The organism is Paraburkholderia fungorum (assembly GCF_902833645.1).
Taxonomy (GTDB): Bacteria; Pseudomonadota; Gammaproteobacteria; order Burkholderiales; family Burkholderiaceae; genus Paraburkholderia; species Paraburkholderia fungorum.
Genome location: NZ_CADFGE010000005.1, coordinates 421,292 through 440,212 on the forward strand (window position 1 = coordinate 421,292; position 18,921 = coordinate 440,212).

Here is an 18,921-nt window from a genome sequence, read left to right on the forward strand (position 1 = left end):
AATGACCGTCCATCGCACCATTGAACTGATCGCGCCGTCCGGATATCCGCACGATTCCGAGGTGCTGCATCGCGCGTTGCATCGCTTGCATGCGCAGGGGCATCGCGTTGAAGGTGAAGAGGCGACAAGGCGGCGCTACTTGCGATTCGGCGGTACCGACGGCGAGCGCGCCGCCGATCTGAACCGGCTGGCCGACCCCTCGCGGGCATTGCCCGACATCGTGCTAGCCGTACGCGGTGGCTATGGCGCGGTGCGCATCCTGCACGGGCTCGACTACGAAGGGCTGCAGCGGCGGTTGACCGATCAGCCGGTCGCGCTGGTAGGGCATAGCGATTTCACCGCGGTGCAGCTTGCTTTGCTGGCTCGCGCCGGCGTGAAGACTTTCGGCGGCCCCATGCTGTTGAGCGACTTTGGCGCCCCAGAGTTGAGCGAATTCACCATGCAGCACTTCTGGTCCGCGCTGACCGGCCCGACCATGACGGTAACGAGCAATGTGCCGCAAGTACAGGCCACCGACGTCACGGGCATGCTGTGGGGGGGCAATCTGGCGGTGCTCACATCGCTGATCGGTACGCCGTATATGCCGCCGGTACAAGGCGGCATTCTGTTTGTAGAAGACGTCAACGAGCAACCTTTCCGGCTCGAACGAATGCTTTATCAGTTGCACCTGTCGGGCATTCTCGCGCAGCAGCAGGCACTCGTACTCGGCGACTTCTCCGGCAGCAAACAATACGATTACGACAATGGCTATGACCTGCACACGATGATCGAGCAGGTAAGGGCAGTGATCGGGATTCCGGTGATCACCGGTCTGCAGTTCGGCCATATTTCCAACATGCTGACGCTGCCGGTCGGCGCGGACGCCCACCTTGTTGCCAACGCGCACGGCTTCAAACTGACCGCATCCGGTTATCCGACCCTCGCGTGACATAGCCTGAAGCGAGGCGGCGGGCGTCTGCCCGCTTTCTTTTTCGGCTGTAAATGCAACTAACGGTCTATTTAAACAGGTGTTAACCAGCAGAGCCGATCCATGGAAGTCTCTCACTTTGTTGACAAAAATCGTCGTCAGTGGACGGGCGTCGGATAGTTTAATTAAACTTGTAGCGAAACGTAGCAGGTCTTGTGGGGCGGCCGCGCTGACTTACAGCACCGCCGAGTCATCCGGATTGTCGAAATTAATCGCAAAAATTGTTGACAATTTTTATGTCCATTCTAAGATAACCAACATACCGAGACGAACATCATGTCCGACACAGACTCAACTGTTGCCAATAGTTCGAAACCCGAAGCGATCGCCGAGCGTATTCGTGCCGCGATCCTCGAGCATCGGCTGGCACCTGGCGCGAAGTTGACAGAAGCTCAATTATGCGAAGTATTTGGTGTGAAGCGCGGTCCGATCCGGCAGGCGCTCGCACAACTGGCGACCGATCACCTCGTCGACCTCGAACCGAATCGGGGTGCGTTCGTTGCGAGTCCGTCGCTGCAGGAGGTGCATGAGGTGTTCGAAATGCGCCGGATCATCGAGCTGGCTGTGGTTGAAAAGATTTGCGGCGGTCATGGTATGCGCCGTTTGAAGAGCATCGGCAGCATGATTGGCCGTGAACGCAAAGCGTTCGAAACACGCGATTTTCCGGCGTGGATCCGTCTGTCGGGCGAGTTTCATACGGAGCTTGCCGGACTCACGGGCAACACCGTGTTGTGCAACTGCCTGAACGGCCTGGTGGCGCGTTCCACGCTGATTTCCGCACTGTATGAGTCGCTCGGACGCAGTCCTTGCTCGTTCGAAGACCACGAAGCGATTCTCGCCGCGCTCGACGCCGGCAATGCCAAAGAGGCGGCGGCGCTGATGTCGCGCCATTTGCAAAGCGTCGAGTTGAAGATGCTGGAGCGCCCCGTACGCGGCGCAGCCGATCTGCACGAAGTGTTCGGTGCACTTAACGGCGCAGCGAAGGAAGGACTCAAGGCCAAGTCCGCGCCACGCTGAGGCATGCGGCCGGTGCGCGCTCGTTGCTGGTGCGCGCCGCACTGAAGCGAACTGAACCGAATCAGGCGTTGCAAGGCGGCTCGACGTGAGCGCTGCCGGCTTGCGCACGCGTGGCCGCCACGGGATGGCGGTCTTCGAGTAGTAACGCATCGCCGGGAATCCGCGGCTACAGGCGGTGCGATAACCACAAGTACGTCACGTACGGAGACACCCGCGGCACCGTCGACGTGTCGGCTCGAACTTCTTCTATCACCTGACGGGAAGAAGAGGGCGGCTGGTATGGCCGGTGCAACGTCCTTCGATTTGCTATCGACGGTCCCTATCCCAGGAGGAATCATGGCTCAGTTCAGTGCAGCGCCCGGCAGTCCCGCAATCCCCACCTACGCAGACGCGCCCAGCGATCCGCTGATACCCGCAGGCTACAGCGAGAGGCTATACAACGAAGATCTGGCGCCGCTGCGCCATCAAACCTGGGGCGCTTATAACATCTTCGCGTTCTGGATGTCGGATGTGCACAGTGTCGGCGGCTATGTGTTCGCCGGCAGTCTGTTCGCGCTTGGACTGACGAGCTGGCAGGTACTGATCGCGCTGCTGGTCGGCATTACGATCGTCAATCTGCTGTGCAACCTGATCGCCAAACCGAGTCAGGCGAACGGCGTGCCTTATCCGGTTGCCTGCCGTGCCACGTTCGGCGTACTCGGCGCGAATATCCCCGCCGTGATTCGCGGTCTGATCGCAGTCGCATGGTATGGAATCCAGACTTATCTGGCTTCGAGCGCGCTCGTAATCGTGGTGCTGAAGTTCGTCCCGCAACTGTTGCCCTACGCGGACGTGCATCACCATGGTTTCATGGGACTTTCCACGTTGGGCTGGGCTGGCTTCATGTTGCTGTGGATCTTGCAGGCGCTGGTGTTCTGGCATGGCATGGAGACCATCAAGAAGTTCATCGACTTCGCCGGGCCCGCAGTCTACGTGGTGATGTTCGTTCTCGCCGGCTACATGGTGTATCGCGCAGGATGGCGAAATATCGGCATCAACCTGGGTGGCGTCAAGTATCACGGTATGGCGGTTGTGCCGGTGATGATCACGGCGATCTCGCTGGTGGTGTCGTACTTCTCCGGCCCCATGCTGAATTTCGGCGACTTTTCGCGCTACGGCAAGAGCTTTCGCAGTGTAAAGCGCGGCAACTTCTGGGGGCTGCCGGTCAATTTTCTCGCCTTCTCGCTGGTGACGGTGGTGACGACCGCAGCCACGCTGCCGGTATTCGGTCAACTGATCACGGACCCGGTCGAAACGGTGGGCCGTATCGACTATCCGACCGCGGTGATTCTCGGTGCATTGACCTTCACGATTGCGACGATCGGCATCAACATCGTCGCTAACTTCGTGTCGCCGGCCTTCGACTTTTCTAACGTCGCGCCGCGCCTGATCAGCTGGCGTGCGGGCGGGATGCTCGCCGCAGTGGCGTCGATCTTCATTACGCCATGGAATCTGTTCAACAATCCGGCGGTGATTCACTACACGCTCGACATACTCGGCAGTTTCATCGGACCTTTGTATGGCGTCCTGATCGTTGATTACTTCCTCGTGAAGCGTCAGAAGATCGTGCTCGACGATCTCTACTCGGTTTCCCCAGATGGCTCGTACTGGTACCGCAACGGCGTCAACTACCGCGCCGTGGCTGCGTTGCTGCCTGCGGCGCTCATCGCGGTGATCTGCGTGATGGTGCCGACGCTCGACGGGATGGCCAATTTCTCGTGGTTCATCGGGGCGGCATTGGGTGCCGTGTTTTACCGCGCGCTTGCTCGTTGAGCCGGGGCTGCAACAGGAGTCGATATGCGCATCAAATTGATCAATCCAAATACGACGCAACGCATGACTGAAGCGATGGGCGGCTGCGCGCGGGAAGTCGCCGCGCCCGGCACCGAAGTGATCGCTGTCAGTCCGACAATGGGGCCGCCGTCGATTGAAGGCTATTACGACGAAGCGCTCGCGACGCCCGGGTTACTGGCCGAGGTGATTGCCGGCGAGCGCGAGGGTTGCGACGGGTACGTGATCGCCTGCTTCGGCGACCCCGGGTTGTACGCCGCCCGCGAGTTGGCGCGCGGGCCGGTGATCGGCATCGCTGAAGCGGCGATGCACGCCGCGAGCGTGCTGGCGCCGGGGTTTTCGGTGGTGACCACGCTGGCCCGCACCTGCGGGATGGCGTGGCATCTCGCCGAGCGCTACGGCATGAAACGCTTCTGCCGCAATGTGCGAGCCACCGACGTCGCCGTGCTGGACCTGGATAAACCGGGTTCGGCGGCGCGCCGCATCATCCTCGACGAATGCCGGCGCGCGCTGGAGGAGGACGGCTCGGACGCGATCGTGCTCGGCTGCGCCGGCATGGCCGAATTGTGCGCGGAGATCGAGGATGCCCTGGGGGCGCCGGTGATCGAAGGCGTGACGGCGGCGCTCAAATGGACGGAAGCGCTGGTCGCGCTGCGGCTGTCGACGGCCAAGCGGGGCGACTACGCCCGGCCGCTGGCCAAGCGTTATGACGGCGCGCTGGAAGCTTTCAGTCCGTCCGATGTGGACCCAAATCCCGAGCCGCGCCGCGGTTCAGGCGCAAGCGTCGCGGAAAGCGCGAATTCGGCGGGTTTACTGCGGGTAAACACCACGGAAAGCCCCGCGGAGGCGGCTTTACACATACATCCAGTCTGACTCGCACTATCTGCCCGGGTGTATGGGCGCACCCGGGCGTTTTCGCTACACTGGTCCCACTCGGCGCTGGTACCCCGATGCTATTTTGCTGCTGCTTCTGGTGCGGCTATTCAGGGTTGTTTCCGCCGGCGCCGTCGTCAGTAACATGCAAATGCGCGCAAGCATTCGCAAACGCTTGCTGAACGCACGCAAACCTTACGTGCCTGTCACGTGAGTTCCCGGCGAATTTTACGTACCGTCATCACGCTTTCGTTAAACCATGCCACTCGACTCGAACTATCCACGCGATCTGATCGGCTACGGCCGCCACCCGGTGCAGGCGAACTGGCCGGGTCGAGCGCGTGTCGCGGTGCAATTTGTCCTGAACTACGAAGAGGGCGGTGAAAACTGCGTGCTGCACGGCGACCCGGGCTCGGAGCAGTTTCTGTCGGAAATCGTTGGCGCGGCGTCTTATCCGGCGCGTCACATGAGCATGGAGTCGATCTACGAATACGGTTCGCGCGCGGGCGTGTGGCGCATTCTGCGCGAATTCGAAAAGCGCGGCCTGCCGCTTACGGTGTTCGGCGTCGGCATGGCGATCGAACGGCATCCTGAACTCGCGCGCGCCTTCGTGGAACTCGGTCACGAAATTGCTTGCCACGGCTATCGCTGGATTCACTATCAGGATGTGTCGCCGGAGAAAGAAGCGGAGCACATGCGCCTCGGCATGGAAGCGATCGAACGCATCACCGGCGAGCGCGCGCTAGGCTGGTACACCGGCCGCGACAGTCCCAACACGCATCGTCTGGTCGCCGAATACGGCGGCTTCCTGTACGACTCGGATTACTACGGCGACGATCTGCCGTTCTGGATGGACGTCGAAGTGACGGGCGGTGCAAAGAGCCCGCAACTGATCGTGCCGTACACGCTCGACACCAACGATATGCGCTTTGCAAGCCCGCAGGGCTTCAACACCGCGGACCATTTCTTCACGTACCTGCGCGACGCATTCGACGTGCTCTACGAAGAAGGCGACGAAGCACCGAAGATGATGTCGATCGGCATGCACTGCCGCCTGCTCGGCCGCCCGGGGCGCTTTCGCGCACTGCAACGTTTTCTCGATCATATCGAACAGCACGATCGCGTGTGGGTGACGCGTCGCGTCGATATCGCGCGGCACTGGCGCGAACATCACCCTTACCAACAAAACAACCGCGGGGCAGCGGCATGAAGGCGATGCAATACACACTGGACCAACTCAACAGCACCTCGACCGACGCGTTTGTCGCAGCGCTGTCGGGCATTTTCGAGCACTCGCCGTGGGTCGCGGAAATCGCCGCGCAACAACGGCCGTTTGCCAGCATCGACGAGCTGCATAGCAAGATGTCGAACATCGTCGAGACGGCCGGTGAAGAGAAGCAACTGGCCTTGATCAACGCCCACCCGGAGTTGGCCGGCAAGGCCGCGGTGCGCGGCGAGTTGACGGCCGAATCCACGCGTGAGCAGAGCGGTGCGGGCCTCGCCCAATGCACGCAGGAAGAATTCGACAAGCTGCTGGCGTTGAACAGCGCCTACCGCGAGAAGTTCGGCTTTCCGTTCATTCTCGCGGTGCGCGGCTACGACCGGCACGGCATCATCGCCAACTTCGAGGCGCGCGTGAACAACAGCCGCGCGGATGAATTGCGCGCGAGCCTCGATCAGATCTACCGTATTGCACGTTTCCGGCTCGACGACCTGATCGACGCGTAAGGTTTAGGCACGCGTCGCGGGCTTCGCGCCGAAACGTTTTTTCAGTACCAACAAACATTAAGGAAGACAAAGATGGCACTCCCGATTCTCGACCCCAACGCACCGGAATTCACGCGCCGCTATGTGAATCTGGCGGACCCGCGTCTGGGCGCGCAGGCCCTCGAGGCTAGCGACGATTTCTTCGCACCGAAGGAACGTATGCTGAATCCGGAGCCGGCCGTCTTCATTCCGGGCAAGTACGACAACAACGGCAAGTGGATGGACGGCTGGGAAACGCGCCGCAAGCGCGCCAACGGTTACGACTGGTGCGTGGTCAAGCTTGCCCGCCCCGGCGTGATCAAGGGTCTCGACCTTGACACCAGCCACTTCACGGGCAACTTCCCGCCGGCGGCTTCGGTTGAGGCGGCGCGAGTCGTGGACGGCGTGCCGAACCAGTCGACGCAATGGACCGAAATCGTCCCGTCGACCACGCTGCAAGGCAACAGCCATCACTATCACGAAGTCAGCGACACGAACGCTTACACGCACCTGCGCGTGAACATTTACCCGGACGGCGGCATTGCGCGTCTGCGAGTGTATGGCCAACCGCAAGTCGACTGGGCGGGCGCAAGCCGCACGGAGCAGTTCGATCTCGCAGCGATGGAAAACGGCGCGTATCTGGTCGCGGCGAATAACCAGCACTTCGGCGCTGCATCGACGATTCTGATGCCGGGCCGTGGCGTGAACATGGGCGACGGCTGGGAAACTCGCCGTCGCCGCGAGCCGGGCAACGACTGGGCGATCGTCGCACTGGCACAACCGGGCGTGATCAAGAAGATCGAAGTCGATACGGCTCACTTCAAGGGCAACTTTCCGGACCGTTGCTCGATCCAGGCTGCGTATGTGACAGGCGGCACGGATAGCTCGCTGATTACGCAAGCCATGTTCTGGCCGGTGCTGCTGGGCGAACAGAAGCTGAAGATGGACAACCAGCACTATTTCGAAAGCGAAATCGCCGCACTGGGTCCGGTTACGCACGTGCGCTTCAACATCATTCCGGACGGCGGCGTCTCGCGTCTTCGTCTGTGGGGCACGCTCGCATCATGAAAACACTGGCTATCGAACCCTTGACGAAGGAAGCGTTTGCCGCGTTCGGCGACGTGATCGAACTCGAAGGCGCGAAGCAGATTCCGATCAACCTCGGCACCACGATCCGCTTTCACGATCTCGCGAAGGTAGACGTGACCGACGAGAACGGTCGCACGCTGGTGAACCTGTTTCGCGGGCAGCCGCGCACGTTGCCGTTCGAGGTGAAGATGCTCGAGCGTCATCCGCTGGGCAGCCAGGCCTTCGTGCCGTTGAACGACAAGCCGTATCTGGTGGTTGTGGCGCCGGCGGGCGAACTGGATCCGAAGCAGATTCGTGCGTTCGTGACTAGCGGCTGGCAAGGCGTGAATTACGCGAAAGGTGTCTGGCACCATCCGCTGATCGCATTGGGCGACGTGAGCGACTTTATCGTCGTCGATCGTGGTGGCGACGGACTCAATCTGAACGAGCAGGATCTGGCTGAATCGCTTTGGCTCACTGAAGATGCGTTGAGCGCGGTGAGCGTTTGAGGTCGTTGCTTTAGCGCAGCAGGTGATTGTAAAAAAGCCCACAGTGCATGCTGTGGGCTTTTTCATTTGTGGGAGGCGAAGGTGAGTCCAGGTGATCTCTCAGCTCCGCTTGCTTAAGCGCGGTGAGTGCCCCATCACTTCGCGCGCACGTTCCGCAGGCTCCGTGCGGTTCGTTGCGCGCCGCTTCAATGAGTTCGTGACCGACGGCGACCGCCGAATCGCACAACGCTTCGACCCTCTGCGCGTATTGCCGTGGCGTGATCCCCATGCGGGTGTTGAAAAACGTTCGAGCGTTTTGCCGGCCGAACATGTTTTCGACACCATAGGCTGGCAGCCCATGGTCATCGCTGACAAGCAACGCCAACCGCCTGGCCAAAAAAAGCGGGCTTCCCGCTTCCGCGAAAAACCCGCTTCATACTGCTCTGCCAGACCGGGCAACGCGCCCGGCCAGGCTCATTACTTCGCCGCACCGCCTTCGAACCACGCGGCGATTTTCATCCGCTCGTCGTCGGTCATGTGCGTGACGTTGCCGAGCGGCATCGCCTTCAAGGTCACTGCCTGCTGATAGATCCGCTGTGCGTTCTGCGAGATTTCGTCCGGTGTATCCAGCAGCACGCCGGCCGGGGCGCTGCCCATCATCGTCGGATGAGCGGAGTGGCATGCCACGCAGCGCTGTTGCAGCACCGGCGCGATATCGGCCACCTTGACCGTCGGTGCATTCGCAGCCTGCGCTTGCGGCACGACCGGCTTCGGCATCGTCCAGAAGAGGGCGCCGAACATCAGCACGATACCGACCAGCGGCAGATACCACAGCACCTGACCACGGTGACGCATCACGAAGAACTGGCGAATCAGCGCACCCGCCAGCATGATCAGCAGCAGCACGATCCAGTTGTACTGATTCGTGTACGTCATCGCGTAGTGGTTCGACAGCATCGCGAACACCACCGGCAACGTGAAATACGTGTTGTGCACCGAGCGTTGCTTGCCGCGCTTGCCGTAGATCGGGTTCGGCGTTTCCCCCTTGAGCATCGCGGCCACCATCTTGCGCTGACCCGGGATGATCACGAAGAACACGTTCGCCGACATGATCGTTGCCAGCATCGCGCCCATGATCAGGTAGGCCGCGCGGCCCGCGAAAATATGGCATGCCAGGTACGCTGCGATCAGCACATAAATGCCGACACAGATGCCGAGCACCTTGTCCTTGTTGCCGAGGAGACGGCACAGCGAGTCGTAGACGATCCAGCCGGCGGCGAGGAAGCCGAGCGCGGACGCGACGGCCACGACAGGACCCATATCCAGCACGTTCTTGTCGATCAGGTAAGTGCTCGGCGAGAACAGATACAGCACCGTGAAGAGGCTCGCACCCGACAGCCACGTGGTATACGACGGCCACTTCGACCAGTGCAGGTCGTCCGGCATTTCCGGCGGTGCAACGGTGTACTTCTGCATGTTGTAGAAGCCACCGCCATGCACGTGCCACAACTCGCCGAACACGCCGCGCTTGCGCTGGTTCGGATCCGTAGGCGGTTTCAGGCTGTTGTCGAGCGCGACGAAATAGAACGATTCGCCGATCCATGCAATGGCGGCGATGACGTGAAACCAGCGCAAGGCCAGATTCAGCCAGTCAGTGATAAAGCCTTCCATGAAACTCCTCCACTTCTGATTCGTTGTACGCGCAGCGATTTAGAGCGCTTTCGGGGCCCGCAAACGGGCCGCCGGCATGAATGACATCGCTGCACAAACTGCGGGGTGAAAGACGCGGTGCGCTCAGTTCGCAAAGCGCCGTTTTTTATTGGAACTTCGGGTCGAGTCGCTCGCGTTCGATTGCGCTTCGCGGGTGTCTTCAAGGATCCGCACAGTGCAATCGGGCGCGCTCGGCAATACAGCGCGACTTCAACCTCGTCCTCCTCCAACGCCTGTCGATAAACGCTTCGTGCGCTCAGTTGCGCGCTTAGCTGCCGCGATAGGTGCTGTACGACCACGGCGACACCAGTAGCGGCACGTGATAGTGCGCACCGGCGTCGGCCACGCCGAAACGCAGTACGACGCGGTCGACGAAACGCGGCTCCGGCACCTTCGTGCCGATCGAGGCAAAGTAATCGCCAGCGCCGAACACGAGTTCGTATTCGCCCGCGACCAGTGCGTCGCCTTCGAGCAGCGGCTGGTCGCAGCGACCGTCGTCATTGGTGGTGGTGGTTTTGAGCGCGCGGCGGGTGTCGCCGGAGAGCGCAAAGAGTTCGACCTTGATGCCCGCGCCGGGACGGCCGTTCGCGGTGTCGAGCACGTGGGTAGTGAGCTTTCCCATTCGCAATTTTCCTTATGTGAATGCGAGGTTTCGGCGGCGGCCCGATCCAGAATACGTTGCGGCGGATCGAGGCTCCACGTCAGTGGCTACATACCCGTCGGCGAATTGAAGCGAGCGCCGTGGCAGCCATTGTAAAAAGGATGTTCATGTCAGCGCGCGCGAGATAGGAAAGATAATAGCTGGCGCATGACAGACAGCCTGCTGAAAGCCGCATCGGGTCGATTGGTTCGACTATTGCCGTGCAATTCGATCGTACCGGCACCAAAAAAGGCCCACTATATCGGCAGCGTGAAGTTGGGTATCGCATCGGCACGAGTTGTCAGCATTATTTTGGCCATCGAAGGTTACACCTGTGCGCCGCAACAAACCTGAGTGGAGCGCGGCACACCCCGAAGACGGCGGAATGACGCTGGGTAACCGGGCCAACGGCGTTCGACGGGACGCGGCGGCACGGTTGGCGTGCCGTCACATCGCGTTCGAACGACTTTGCACGGAAGCAATGAAGCGGAGAAACGAATGACGATGGAACAGGCGGCGATGCAGCCAAACAAGCCTAAGAAAACGATGCTGGTGAAGCACGCGGACGTGCTGGTCACAATGGACGGCGCCCGGCGCGAACTGCGCGACGGCGGCCTCTATATCGAGGACAACCGGATCGTCGCGGTCGGACCGACGGCTGAATTGCCGCAAACGGCCGACGAAGTGCTGGATATGCGCGGCCAGCTGGTGATTCCGGGGCTGGTGAACACGCACCACCACATGTACCAGAGCCTGACGCGCGCGATCCCCGCGGCGCAGAACGCCGAATTGTTCGGCTGGCTCACCAATCTCTACAAGGTGTGGGCGAACCTCACACCCGAGATGATCGAAGTCTCGACGTTAACGGCGATGGCCGAGCTGCTGCTGTCGGGTTGCACGACGTCGAGCGACCATTTGTATATTTACCCGAACGGCAGCCGCCTCGACGACAGCATCGCCGCGGCGCAGCGCATCGGCATGCGTTTTCACGCCGCGCGCGGCAGCATGAGCGTGGGGCAGAAGGACGGCGGCTTGCCGCCGGACTCGGTGGTCGAGCGTGAAGCGGACATCCTGAAGGACACGCAGCGTCTGATCGAGACCTACAACGACGAAGGCCGTTACGCGATGCTGCGCATGGTGGTGGCGCCGTGCTCGCCGTTCTCGGTGAGCCGCGATCTGATGCGCGAATCGGCGGTGATGGCGCGGCATTACGGCGTGTCGCTGCACACGCACCTGGCGGAGAACGTCAACGATATAGCGTACAGCCGCGAGAAGTTCGGCATGACGCCGGCCGAGTATGCGGAAGACCTCGGCTGGGTCGGTCATGATGTGTGGCATGCGCACTGTGTGCAACTCGACGACGCGGGCATCGAACTGTTTGCCCGCACGGGCACGGGCGTCGCGCATTGTCCGTGCTCGAACATGCGGCTCGCGTCGGGGATTGCGCCGGTCAAGCGCATGCGTCTCGCCGGTGTGCCGGTGGGCCTCGGCGTCGATGGATCGGCGTCGAACGACGGCGCGCAGATGGTCGCGGAAGTGCGCCAGGCGCTGCTGTTGCAGCGAGTCGGCTTCGGGCCTGATGCGATGACCGCGCGTGAAGCGCTGGAGATTGCGACGCTAGGCGGCGCGAAGGTGCTCAATCGCGACGACATCGGCGCATTGGCGCCCGGCATGGCGGCGGATTTCGTGTCCTTCGATCTGCGTCAGCCGCTGTTTGCCGGCGCGTTGCACGACCCGGTCGCGGCGCTGGTGTTCTGCGCGCCGTCGCAGGTGAGCTATAGCGTGATCGGCGGCAAGGTGGTGGTGAAAGACGGTCAGTTGGCGACGCTGGATCTCGGGCCGGTCATCGAGCAGCACAACCGGCTGGCGAAGACGCTTTACGAAGCGGCGGCGTGACCGTAGAGGCAGGGTAGGTCTGCCGGCATCCGCAAACACGGGATGCCGGCAGACCGCAACGCAACGATCAGGGCTTGTCGATCAAGGTCTTGGTCGCTTCGGCGACCAGACTGCGCAACCAGCGCACCTCGTCGGAGTAGTGCACGCGCTCGTGCCACAGCTGGTAGTACTGCATCGGCGGGAAATCGAGCGGTGCGGGTACCACGGTCAGCGGCAGGAATTTGGCGTAGTAGTCGGCAAACAGGCGCGTGGTGGTGAAGATCAGGTCTGACTTGATCAGCACATAAGGCGCCAGATTGAAGTACGGCAACGTGACGACCACGTGACGCTTTAACCGTTCGCGCGCGAGATGCACGTCGATCGCGCCGCGTTGGCCCACCGAGTAAGGAGTAGGCGCAAGATGCGGCGCATTCAGGTACTGGTCGAGCGTCAGCCCGCCACGTTTGGCGAACGGATGCGCGTTGCTCATCAGGCAGACGATCTGATCGACGAACAGGTTCGACAGGTGCAATTGCTCCGGCGGTTCCGGCCAGTTGCCGACCACGATGTCGAGCTTGCCGTCCTCGAGCGCGAGTTCGTAGTCGAACGCCGGCCCGAGCGAGTGGAATTCAAGCGTCGCGTTCGGCGCGGCCTGACGAAAGCGCTCGACCACCGTCGGCACGAACAGCACGTTCAGGTAGTCCGGGCAGCCGATCCGGTAGCAACGGATCGAGGTCGCCGGGTCGAAGTTGTGCTGCTGGAACTTGATGCGTTCGATTTCGCGCAGCGCGTTCTGCACCGGTTCGAGCAGGCGCAGGCCGTACTCGGTCGGCACCATGCCGGATTTGCCGCGCACCAGCAGCGGGTCGCCGGTGATGTCGCGCAAACGGCGCAGCGCCGCGCTGATAGCGGGTTGCGATTGATTCAGTTTGACGGCGGCGCGCGTAACGCTGCGCTCCATCAACAGGGTGTGCAAGACGCGTAATAAATACGTATCGATCGCCTCGCGTTGCTGACTCATGACTTCTCCGAAATATATGTTCTGGCTGATCGTGCGGGCGTGGGGTTATATGGCTTTTAATATGAACACAAATCCACGTCAAGAGTGGGATACCCGCAGAGCACGCTGCGGCGCGGGTTTGCGGGGAATTTTGACGGCTCGACTGGGCGGGTCGATTTAGGTATTGTCATCCGGTTGTGGTGACGGATCGCTCGCTGACAGAGCGGGCGGACGCGCTGCGACCGGCAGTCTCTGACGTACTACGGAATCACATGAGCGACTCTTCTTATAGCGACGGCGCCGCCGCGCAGCCGGCAAGCAGGCCGGAACAGGCGGCGCCCCGGTTGATGCTTCAGGGCATCACCAAACAGTACCCGGCCGTGCGCGCCAACGACGACGTCACGTTGATCGTCGCGCCGGGTGAAATCCATGCCGTGCTCGGCGAAAACGGCGCCGGCAAAAGCACGCTGATGAAAATCATCTACGGCGCGGTGCGGCCCGACGCCGGCGAGATTCGCTGGGAAGGCCAGCCGGTCGAGATCGCGAGCCCGGCGGCGGCGCGCAAGCTCGGCATCGGCATGGTGTTCCAGCATTTTTCGCTGTTCGAGACGCTCACGGTCGGCGAAAACATTGCGCTCGCACTCGACGAGCCGTTCGATCTGAAGACGCTGGCGAAGCGGATTCGCGAAGTCTCCGCCGACTACGGCCTCGACATCGACCCGCAGCGACACGTGCATAGCCTGACGGTGGGCGAGCGGCAACGCGTCGAAATCGTGCGTTGCCTGCTGCAGAACCCGCGTCTGCTGATAATGGACGAACCGACTTCGGTGCTCACGCCGCAAGCGGTCCGTAAGCTCTTCGAGACGCTGCGGCGCCTCGCGGCGGAAGGGTGCAGCATCCTCTACATCAGCCACAAGCTCGACGAAATCCAGGCGCTGTGCGACACCGCCACGGTGATGCGCGGCGGTCGCGTGACCGGTCACGTCAAGCCGAAAGAAGAGACGCACGCGTCGCTCGCGCAATTGATGGTCGGCCATTCGCTGCCCGATTACACCCGGCGTGAGCACAAGCCGGGCACCGTGCTGCTCGATGTAAAACAGTTGTCGGTGGAGAGCGACGACCCGTTTGGCACCTCGCTGCATGACGTGTCGTTCGGCGTGCATGCCGGCGAGATCTTCGGCATTGCGGGCGTGTCGGGTAATGGGCAGGCCGAACTGCTGTCGGCTCTGTCGGGCGAAAAGCGCGGCACGCGCGCCGATGCGGTCACGATCTGCGGCAAGGCGGCCGGCCGCCTCGGCGCGGGCGGCCGGCGCGCGCTCGGTTTCGGCTTCGTGCCCGAAGAGCGTCTCGGCCGCGGCGCGGTGCCGGCGATGAGCCTGTCGGAAAACGCGTTGCTTACCGCGCATCGTCAGCAGATGGTCAACGCAGGCTGGATCAAGGCCGGCGCGATGCGCACTTTCGCGAAACGTTGCATTGAAGCCTTCGACGTCCGGTGCGGTGGCTCCGAAGCGTTGGCGCAAAGTCTCTCCGGCGGCAATCTGCAGAAATACATCATGGGGCGCGAGATTCTGCAGGCGCCCAAGGTGCTGGTGGTCGCGCAGCCGACTTGGGGCGTCGACGTCGGCGCGGCAGCGTTCATTCGTCAGCAGTTGCTCGACCTGTCCGCGCGCGGCGTGGCGATTCTGGTGATCTCGGAAGAACTGGAGGAGTTGTTCGACATTTGCGATCGCATCGCGGTGCTTGCGGGCGGCAGACTCTCACCGGTGCGTGCCACGGGGGCGACCAATGCCGAGGAAATCGGCCGCTGGATGGCGGGCCTGTTCGGAGACCGCGAGGGCTCGGCGCCGTCGGCGGAACAGCCGGCGCATGCCTGAGCAGATGTCCGATTGGGCAACCGATCGACGTTAAAAAACCAGAACCAGACATAAGCACACGCTCCCATGATTCTTCCGTATCGACTCGAAGCTCGCACGACGCCGTCGCGCACGATGCAGCTCGCCGTACCACTGATTGCCGCGTTGCTTACGCTCGTAATCGGCTTTCTGATCTTCGGCCTGGTGGGCCGCGATCCGCTCGAAGCCATGCATGCGTTCTTTATCGAACCGCTCTCCAGCGTGAATGGCTGGTCCGAACTGCTGCTGAAGGCCTCGCCCTTGTGCCTGATCGGCCTTGGCCTTGCGATCGGCTATCGCGCCAACGTCTGGAACATCGGCGCTGAAGGGCAGATGCTGCTCGGCGGCATTGCCGCGAGCGGCGTCGCGATCTATTTCGATCAGGCCACCGGCTGGTGGATTCTGCCGACCATGATGATCGCCGGCGTGCTCGGCGGCATGGCGTGGGCCGCGATCCCCGCGCTGCTGAAAAGCCGCTTCAATACCAACGAGATTCTCGTCAGCCTGATGCTCACGTATGTAGCCACGCAGTTGCTGATCTATCTGGTGAGCGGTCCGTGGCGCGATCCGCAAGGCATGAATTTCCCGCTCTCGGAGATGTTCAGCGGCGACGCGTTGTACCCGACGTTTTCCGGCGACTGGCACTGGAAATGGTTACGCGGCACGCGCCTGAACGCTTCCATTTTCATCACGCTGATCGCGATTCCGTGCGTGTGGCTGTTCATGCGCAAGAGCTTCGCGGGTTACCGGATGAATGTCGGCGGCCTCGCGCCGCTCGCCGCGCGCTACGCCGGTTTCTCCGACAAGAAGACCATCTGGACGTCGCTCCTGATCAGCGGCGGCCTCGCGGGACTCGCCGGTATGGGCGAGATCGCCGGTCCGATCGGCCAGTTGCAGGCGACGTGGTCGCCGGGTTACGGCTTTACCGCGATCATCGTCGTGTTCGTCGGACGGCTGCATCCGATCGGCATCGTGCTCGCGAGCCTGCTGATGGCGTTGCTATACCTCGGCGGCGAAGCGGTGCAGACCTCGATGCAATTGCCGCAGGCGCTCTCCGGCGTGTTCCAGGGGCTGCTGCTGTTCTGCCTGCTGGGCGCCGACCTGTTCGTGAACTATCGCGTGCGCCGGCGCTCCGCCGCCGCGCAAGCCCACTGATTCTCCCGGCGGATCTCCATGGATATTCAACAAGCCAGCGCGCTCACTTCGAGCGCCGTTACCGCCGCGATTCCGCTGATGTTCGCGGGCGCGGGCGAACTCGTCACCGAGAAGTCGGGCGTGCTCAATCTTGGCGTCGAAGGCATGATGCTGATGGGCGCCGTGACCGGCTACGCCGTCACCGCTATTACCGGCAACCCGTGGCTCGGCGTGCTTGCCGCGATCGGCGCCGGTCTCGCGATGTCGCTGCTGTTCGCGTTCCTCACGCTGACCATGCTGGCCAACCAGGTCGCCACCGGCTTGTCGTTGACCATCTTCGGCATTGGTCTGTCGGCCTATGTCGGCAAGCCGTACACGTCCGCCGCCGTGCGCGCGACGATCGACACGTGGCCCATTCCCGTTCTCTCGAAGATTCCCGTACTCGGGCCCGCGTTCTTCAGCCTTACGCCCCTCGACTACCTTGCGTTCCTGATGTTCGCGGTGATCGGCTGGTTCCTGTACCGCACGCGTGCCGGGCTTGTGCTGCGCTCGGTCGGCGAATCGCCGCAGGTCGCGCATTCGGTCGGCTTTCCGGTGATCGGCGTGCGTTACGGCGCGGTGGCCTTCGGTGGCGGTATGGCGGGTCTCGCGGGTGGCTACTATTCGATCGTCAACCTGCATCTGTGGCAGGAACAGCTCACCTCCGGCCGCGGCTGGATCGCGCTCGCGCTGGTGGTGTTCGCGACCTGGCGCCCGGGACGCCTGCTGATCGGCGCGCTGCTGTTCGGCGCCGTGACCGGTTTGCAGTTTTACGCGCAGGCGATCGGCGTGCCGGTGCCGACGCAGTTTCTCGCGATGTTGCCGTACATTGCGACCGTCGTCGTGCTGGTGCTGATCTCTCGCAACCCGAACACGATTCGTCTGAATGCGCCTGCGTCGCTCGGCAAGCCGTTTTTCTCGGCGAGCTGACGCGGTCGCCGTTTCATATGACCGACCACACGTTTCAAATCAATCGACAAAACACGACAGGAGAAAACATGAAGAGAAGAAATCTGCTGACCGCCTTCGCCTGGGGCGCGGCCTCGCTGGCGCTGGCCGCGCCGCTCGCGCAAACCGCGCAGGCGGCCGATGCGCCGGGCGTCGCGTTCGTCTACCTCGGCAATCCTGGCGATGCGGGCTGGACGTATGCGCACGACCAGGGTTCAAAGGAAGCCGAGGCGAAATTCGGCAGCAAGATCAAGATCACCCGCATCGAGAACGTGCCGGAATCGGCCGACTCGGAACGCGTGTTCCGCGATCTGGCGAACAAGGGCAACAAGATCATCATCGGCTCGAGCTTCGGCTATCAGGACTTCGAACTGAAAGTCGCTAAGGATTTCCCCGACACCGTGTTCCTGCACGCAACCGGCTACAAGAAGGCGCCGAATTTCGGCACCTATGACGTGCGGATGTATCAAGGCGCGTATCTGGCCGGCGTCGCTGCGGGCTATGTGACGAAAACCAACACGCTCGGCTTCGTGGCTTCGGTGCCGATTCCTGAAGTGGTTCGCAACATCAACGCGTACACGCTCGGCGCGCGTTCGGTGAATCCGAAGATTCATACCAAGGTCATCTGGATCAACAGCTGGTTCGATCCGGGCAAGGAAAAGCAGGCCGCTGAAACGTTGATCGGCCAGGGCGCCGACGTGTTGCTGCAAAACACCGATTCGAGCGCGACGCTCGCGACCGCATCGGAAAAGCACGTGCACGCGTTTGGCTGGGATTCGGATATGAAGAAGTTCGGTCCGGACGCGCACCTTGGATCGGTGGTCGCGCACTGGGGCGTGTATTACAACGCGGCGATCCAGCAGGTGCTGGACGGCAAGTGGAAGAACGATCCGGTGTGGTGGGGTATTCCGCAGAAAGCCGTCAATCTCGAAGATCTGAATACGTCGGCGATTCCGGCTGACGCGATGAAGCAGGTCGCGGCGAAGCGCGATGAACTGGCTGGCGGCAAGTGGGACGTGTTCACCGGGCCGATCAAGGACCAGTCCGGCACGGTGAAGGTGCCGGCAGGCAAGACGCTGACCGATCCGGAACTGCAACGCCTGAACTGGTATGTGGAAGGCGTGGACGGCTCGTTGCCGAAGTAATCTGGCTTACGCGGGTATTGCGTGGGGTCGCGTGCGGGTCGTGTGATTGCGGGCCGGGTCGCGATCTGGCGCGTAACGCGTGACGAGTAACAAGTAACAATCGACAGGATCGCGATCGACCAGGCGGCGGTTTCAGCAACCGCTGCTTTAAGGTGCTGCGTCCACTGCGGACGCAGCTTTTTTTTGCTTCGGATTATCTATTGAGGATCGTTTCAGACGCTCGGGCTCAGCGCTAGTCGATGCGCAAGCCGACCTTGATGGTCACCTGCCAGTAAGCAACCTTGTCGTTCTCGATCTGGCCCCGCGTTTCCGTCACTTCGAACCAGTGCAGGTTGCGCAGCGTCTTCGACGCTTTTGCAATCGCAGTGCTGATTGCGTCGTCGATCGATTTGGTCGATGAGCCGGTCAGTTCGATTTGTTTGTAGACGTGATCTGACATGAACTTCCTCCTTTGGTCTTCGTTGGTGTGAAAAAAGTATAGGCAATGGATGGCGCCCGGTGTCTTCGTATGGGCCAGTCATCCCGCACATCGCGTGCCCGATATGCCGC

General features: G+C 61.8%; 18 protein-coding genes and 1 pseudogene. 14 read left to right on the top strand and 5 right to left on the bottom strand.

Going from position 1 to position 18,921, the window contains the following annotated elements:
• Window position 1 precedes the first annotated feature (1 nt).
• The 8 genes from ldcA to HWX91_RS19005 all read left to right on the top strand — a co-directional run bounded on the left by ldcA (window position 2) and on the right by HWX91_RS19005 (window position 8,010).
• On the top strand, window positions 2-928 hold the full coding sequence (gene ldcA / locus HWX91_RS18970; RefSeq protein ID WP_028199297.1) for a muramoyltetrapeptide carboxypeptidase: 927 nt from the start codon (window positions 2-4) through the stop codon (window positions 926-928).
• A 315-nt stretch (window positions 929-1,243) separates the two neighbouring features.
• Window positions 1,244-1,984 (top strand): GntR family transcriptional regulator, encoded by a 741-nt coding sequence (locus HWX91_RS18975; RefSeq protein ID WP_028199296.1) that lies wholly within the window; start codon window positions 1,244-1,246, stop codon window positions 1,982-1,984.
• Between the two features lie 336 nt (window positions 1,985-2,320).
• Entirely contained in the window at window positions 2,321-3,796 is a 1,476-nt protein-coding gene (locus HWX91_RS18980) for an NCS1 family nucleobase:cation symporter-1 (RefSeq protein WP_028199295.1), read from the top strand.
• Between the two features lie 24 nt (window positions 3,797-3,820).
• Complete coding sequence (locus HWX91_RS18985) at window positions 3,821-4,687, top strand: aspartate/glutamate racemase family protein (protein ID WP_028199294.1); 867 nt, start codon at window positions 3,821-3,823, stop codon at window positions 4,685-4,687.
• Window positions 4,688-4,946: 259 nt separating this feature from the next.
• Complete coding sequence (gene puuE, locus HWX91_RS18990; protein ID WP_028199293.1) at window positions 4,947-5,897, top strand: allantoinase PuuE; 951 nt, start codon at window positions 4,947-4,949, stop codon at window positions 5,895-5,897.
• The gene (gene uraD, locus HWX91_RS18995; RefSeq protein ID WP_028199292.1) at window positions 5,894-6,415 is read left to right on the top strand and encodes a 2-oxo-4-hydroxy-4-carboxy-5-ureidoimidazoline decarboxylase; all 522 of its coding nucleotides are present in this window, start codon (window positions 5,894-5,896) and stop codon (window positions 6,413-6,415) included. Before puuE ends, uraD begins: the two co-directional genes overlap by 4 nt.
• A 72-nt stretch (window positions 6,416-6,487) precedes the next feature.
• On the top strand, window positions 6,488-7,501 hold the full coding sequence (gene alc, locus HWX91_RS19000; RefSeq protein WP_028199291.1) for an allantoicase: 1,014 nt from the start codon (window positions 6,488-6,490) through the stop codon (window positions 7,499-7,501).
• Entirely contained in the window at window positions 7,498-8,010 is a 513-nt protein-coding gene (locus HWX91_RS19005) for an ureidoglycolate lyase (protein ID WP_028199290.1), read from the top strand. Before alc ends, HWX91_RS19005 begins: the two co-directional genes overlap by 4 nt.
• A 99-nt stretch (window positions 8,011-8,109) precedes the next feature.
• On the opposite strand, the pseudogene HWX91_RS19010 reads toward HWX91_RS19005, so the two are convergent.
• The 3 genes and pseudogenes from HWX91_RS19010 to uraH all read right to left on the bottom strand — a co-directional run.
• Window positions 8,110-8,325: pseudogene (locus tag HWX91_RS19010) on the bottom strand (type II toxin-antitoxin system HipA family toxin); the annotation flags it as partial.
• 141 nt (window positions 8,326-8,466) lie between these two features.
• Window positions 8,467-9,660, bottom strand: a complete 1,194-nt coding sequence (locus HWX91_RS19015) for a urate hydroxylase PuuD (RefSeq protein WP_028199288.1) — start codon at window positions 9,658-9,660, stop codon at window positions 8,467-8,469.
• A gap of 307 nt (window positions 9,661-9,967) precedes the next feature.
• Window positions 9,968-10,321, bottom strand: a complete 354-nt coding sequence (uraH, locus tag HWX91_RS19020; RefSeq protein ID WP_012433320.1) for a hydroxyisourate hydrolase — start codon at window positions 10,319-10,321, stop codon at window positions 9,968-9,970.
• 186 nt (window positions 10,322-10,507) lie between these two features.
• On the opposite strand from uraH, the gene HWX91_RS19025 reads away from it, so the two are divergent.
• Both HWX91_RS19025 and HWX91_RS19030 read left to right on the top strand, forming a co-directional pair.
• The gene (locus tag HWX91_RS19025) at window positions 10,508-10,693 is read left to right on the top strand and encodes a hypothetical protein (RefSeq protein WP_028199287.1); all 186 of its coding nucleotides are present in this window, start codon (window positions 10,508-10,510) and stop codon (window positions 10,691-10,693) included.
• Window positions 10,694-10,837: 144 nt separating this feature from the next.
• A complete protein-coding gene (locus tag HWX91_RS19030; protein WP_028199286.1) occupies window positions 10,838-12,235 on the top strand; it encodes an 8-oxoguanine deaminase in 1,398 nt (465 codons plus the stop codon).
• Window positions 12,236-12,302: 67 nt separating this feature from the next.
• Here HWX91_RS19030 and HWX91_RS19035 read toward each other — a convergent pair whose 3' ends face one another.
• Window positions 12,303-13,235: a LysR substrate-binding domain-containing protein gene (locus tag HWX91_RS19035; protein ID WP_012433318.1), complete on the bottom strand. Its 933-nt coding sequence runs from the start codon at window positions 13,233-13,235 to the stop codon at window positions 12,303-12,305.
• A 251-nt stretch (window positions 13,236-13,486) separates the two neighbouring features.
• Between HWX91_RS19035 and HWX91_RS19040 the strand changes: the two genes are divergently transcribed.
• From HWX91_RS19040 to HWX91_RS19055, 4 genes are all read left to right on the top strand, one after another.
• Window positions 13,487-15,088, top strand: a complete 1,602-nt coding sequence (locus HWX91_RS19040) for an ABC transporter ATP-binding protein (protein ID WP_028199285.1) — start codon at window positions 13,487-13,489, stop codon at window positions 15,086-15,088.
• Between the two features lie 66 nt (window positions 15,089-15,154).
• Window positions 15,155-16,261, top strand: coding sequence for an ABC transporter permease (locus tag HWX91_RS19045; protein ID WP_028199284.1), 1,107 nt, complete (start codon window positions 15,155-15,157; stop codon window positions 16,259-16,261).
• 18 nt (window positions 16,262-16,279) lie between these two features.
• Window positions 16,280-17,209, top strand: coding sequence for an ABC transporter permease (locus HWX91_RS19050; RefSeq protein WP_028199283.1), 930 nt, complete (start codon window positions 16,280-16,282; stop codon window positions 17,207-17,209).
• Between the two features lie 68 nt (window positions 17,210-17,277).
• On the top strand, window positions 17,278-18,372 hold the full coding sequence (locus HWX91_RS19055) for a BMP family ABC transporter substrate-binding protein (RefSeq protein WP_028199282.1): 1,095 nt from the start codon (window positions 17,278-17,280) through the stop codon (window positions 18,370-18,372).
• Between the two features lie 232 nt (window positions 18,373-18,604).
• On the opposite strand, the gene HWX91_RS19060 is transcribed toward HWX91_RS19055, so the two are convergent.
• Window positions 18,605-18,811, bottom strand: a complete 207-nt coding sequence (locus tag HWX91_RS19060) for a dodecin (RefSeq protein ID WP_028199281.1) — start codon at window positions 18,809-18,811, stop codon at window positions 18,605-18,607.
• Between the last annotated feature and the right edge of the window lie 110 nt (window positions 18,812-18,921).

What these genes read in the sequence shown, in the direction of transcription:
- ldcA (WP_028199297.1), top strand. Translation starts at nt 2, where the DNA reads ATGACCGTCCATCGCACCATTGAACTGATCGCGCCGTCCGGATATCCG.
- HWX91_RS18975 (WP_028199296.1), top strand. Translation starts at nt 1,244, where the DNA reads ATGTCCGACACAGACTCAACTGTTGCCAATAGTTCGAAACCCGAAGCG.
- HWX91_RS18980 (WP_028199295.1), top strand. Translation starts at nt 2,321, where the DNA reads ATGGCTCAGTTCAGTGCAGCGCCCGGCAGTCCCGCAATCCCCACCTAC.
- HWX91_RS18985 (WP_028199294.1), top strand. Translation starts at nt 3,821, where the DNA reads ATGCGCATCAAATTGATCAATCCAAATACGACGCAACGCATGACTGAA.
- puuE (WP_028199293.1), top strand. Translation starts at nt 4,947, where the DNA reads ATGCCACTCGACTCGAACTATCCACGCGATCTGATCGGCTACGGCCGC.
- uraD (WP_028199292.1), top strand. Translation starts at nt 5,894, where the DNA reads ATGAAGGCGATGCAATACACACTGGACCAACTCAACAGCACCTCGACC.
- alc (WP_028199291.1), top strand. Translation starts at nt 6,488, where the DNA reads ATGGCACTCCCGATTCTCGACCCCAACGCACCGGAATTCACGCGCCGC.
- HWX91_RS19005 (WP_028199290.1), top strand. Translation starts at nt 7,498, where the DNA reads ATGAAAACACTGGCTATCGAACCCTTGACGAAGGAAGCGTTTGCCGCG.
- HWX91_RS19015 (WP_028199288.1), bottom strand. Translation starts at nt 9,660, where the DNA reads ATGGAAGGCTTTATCACTGACTGGCTGAATCTGGCCTTGCGCTGGTTT.
- uraH (WP_012433320.1), bottom strand. Translation starts at nt 10,321, where the DNA reads ATGGGAAAGCTCACTACCCACGTGCTCGACACCGCGAACGGCCGTCCC.
- HWX91_RS19025 (WP_028199287.1), top strand. Translation starts at nt 10,508, where the DNA reads ATGACAGACAGCCTGCTGAAAGCCGCATCGGGTCGATTGGTTCGACTA.
- HWX91_RS19030 (WP_028199286.1), top strand. Translation starts at nt 10,838, where the DNA reads ATGACGATGGAACAGGCGGCGATGCAGCCAAACAAGCCTAAGAAAACG.
- HWX91_RS19035 (WP_012433318.1), bottom strand. Translation starts at nt 13,235, where the DNA reads ATGAGTCAGCAACGCGAGGCGATCGATACGTATTTATTACGCGTCTTG.
- HWX91_RS19040 (WP_028199285.1), top strand. Translation starts at nt 13,487, where the DNA reads ATGAGCGACTCTTCTTATAGCGACGGCGCCGCCGCGCAGCCGGCAAGC.
- HWX91_RS19045 (WP_028199284.1), top strand. Translation starts at nt 15,155, where the DNA reads ATGATTCTTCCGTATCGACTCGAAGCTCGCACGACGCCGTCGCGCACG.
- HWX91_RS19050 (WP_028199283.1), top strand. Translation starts at nt 16,280, where the DNA reads ATGGATATTCAACAAGCCAGCGCGCTCACTTCGAGCGCCGTTACCGCC.
- HWX91_RS19055 (WP_028199282.1), top strand. Translation starts at nt 17,278, where the DNA reads ATGAAGAGAAGAAATCTGCTGACCGCCTTCGCCTGGGGCGCGGCCTCG.
- HWX91_RS19060 (WP_028199281.1), bottom strand. Translation starts at nt 18,811, where the DNA reads ATGTCAGATCACGTCTACAAACAAATCGAACTGACCGGCTCATCGACC.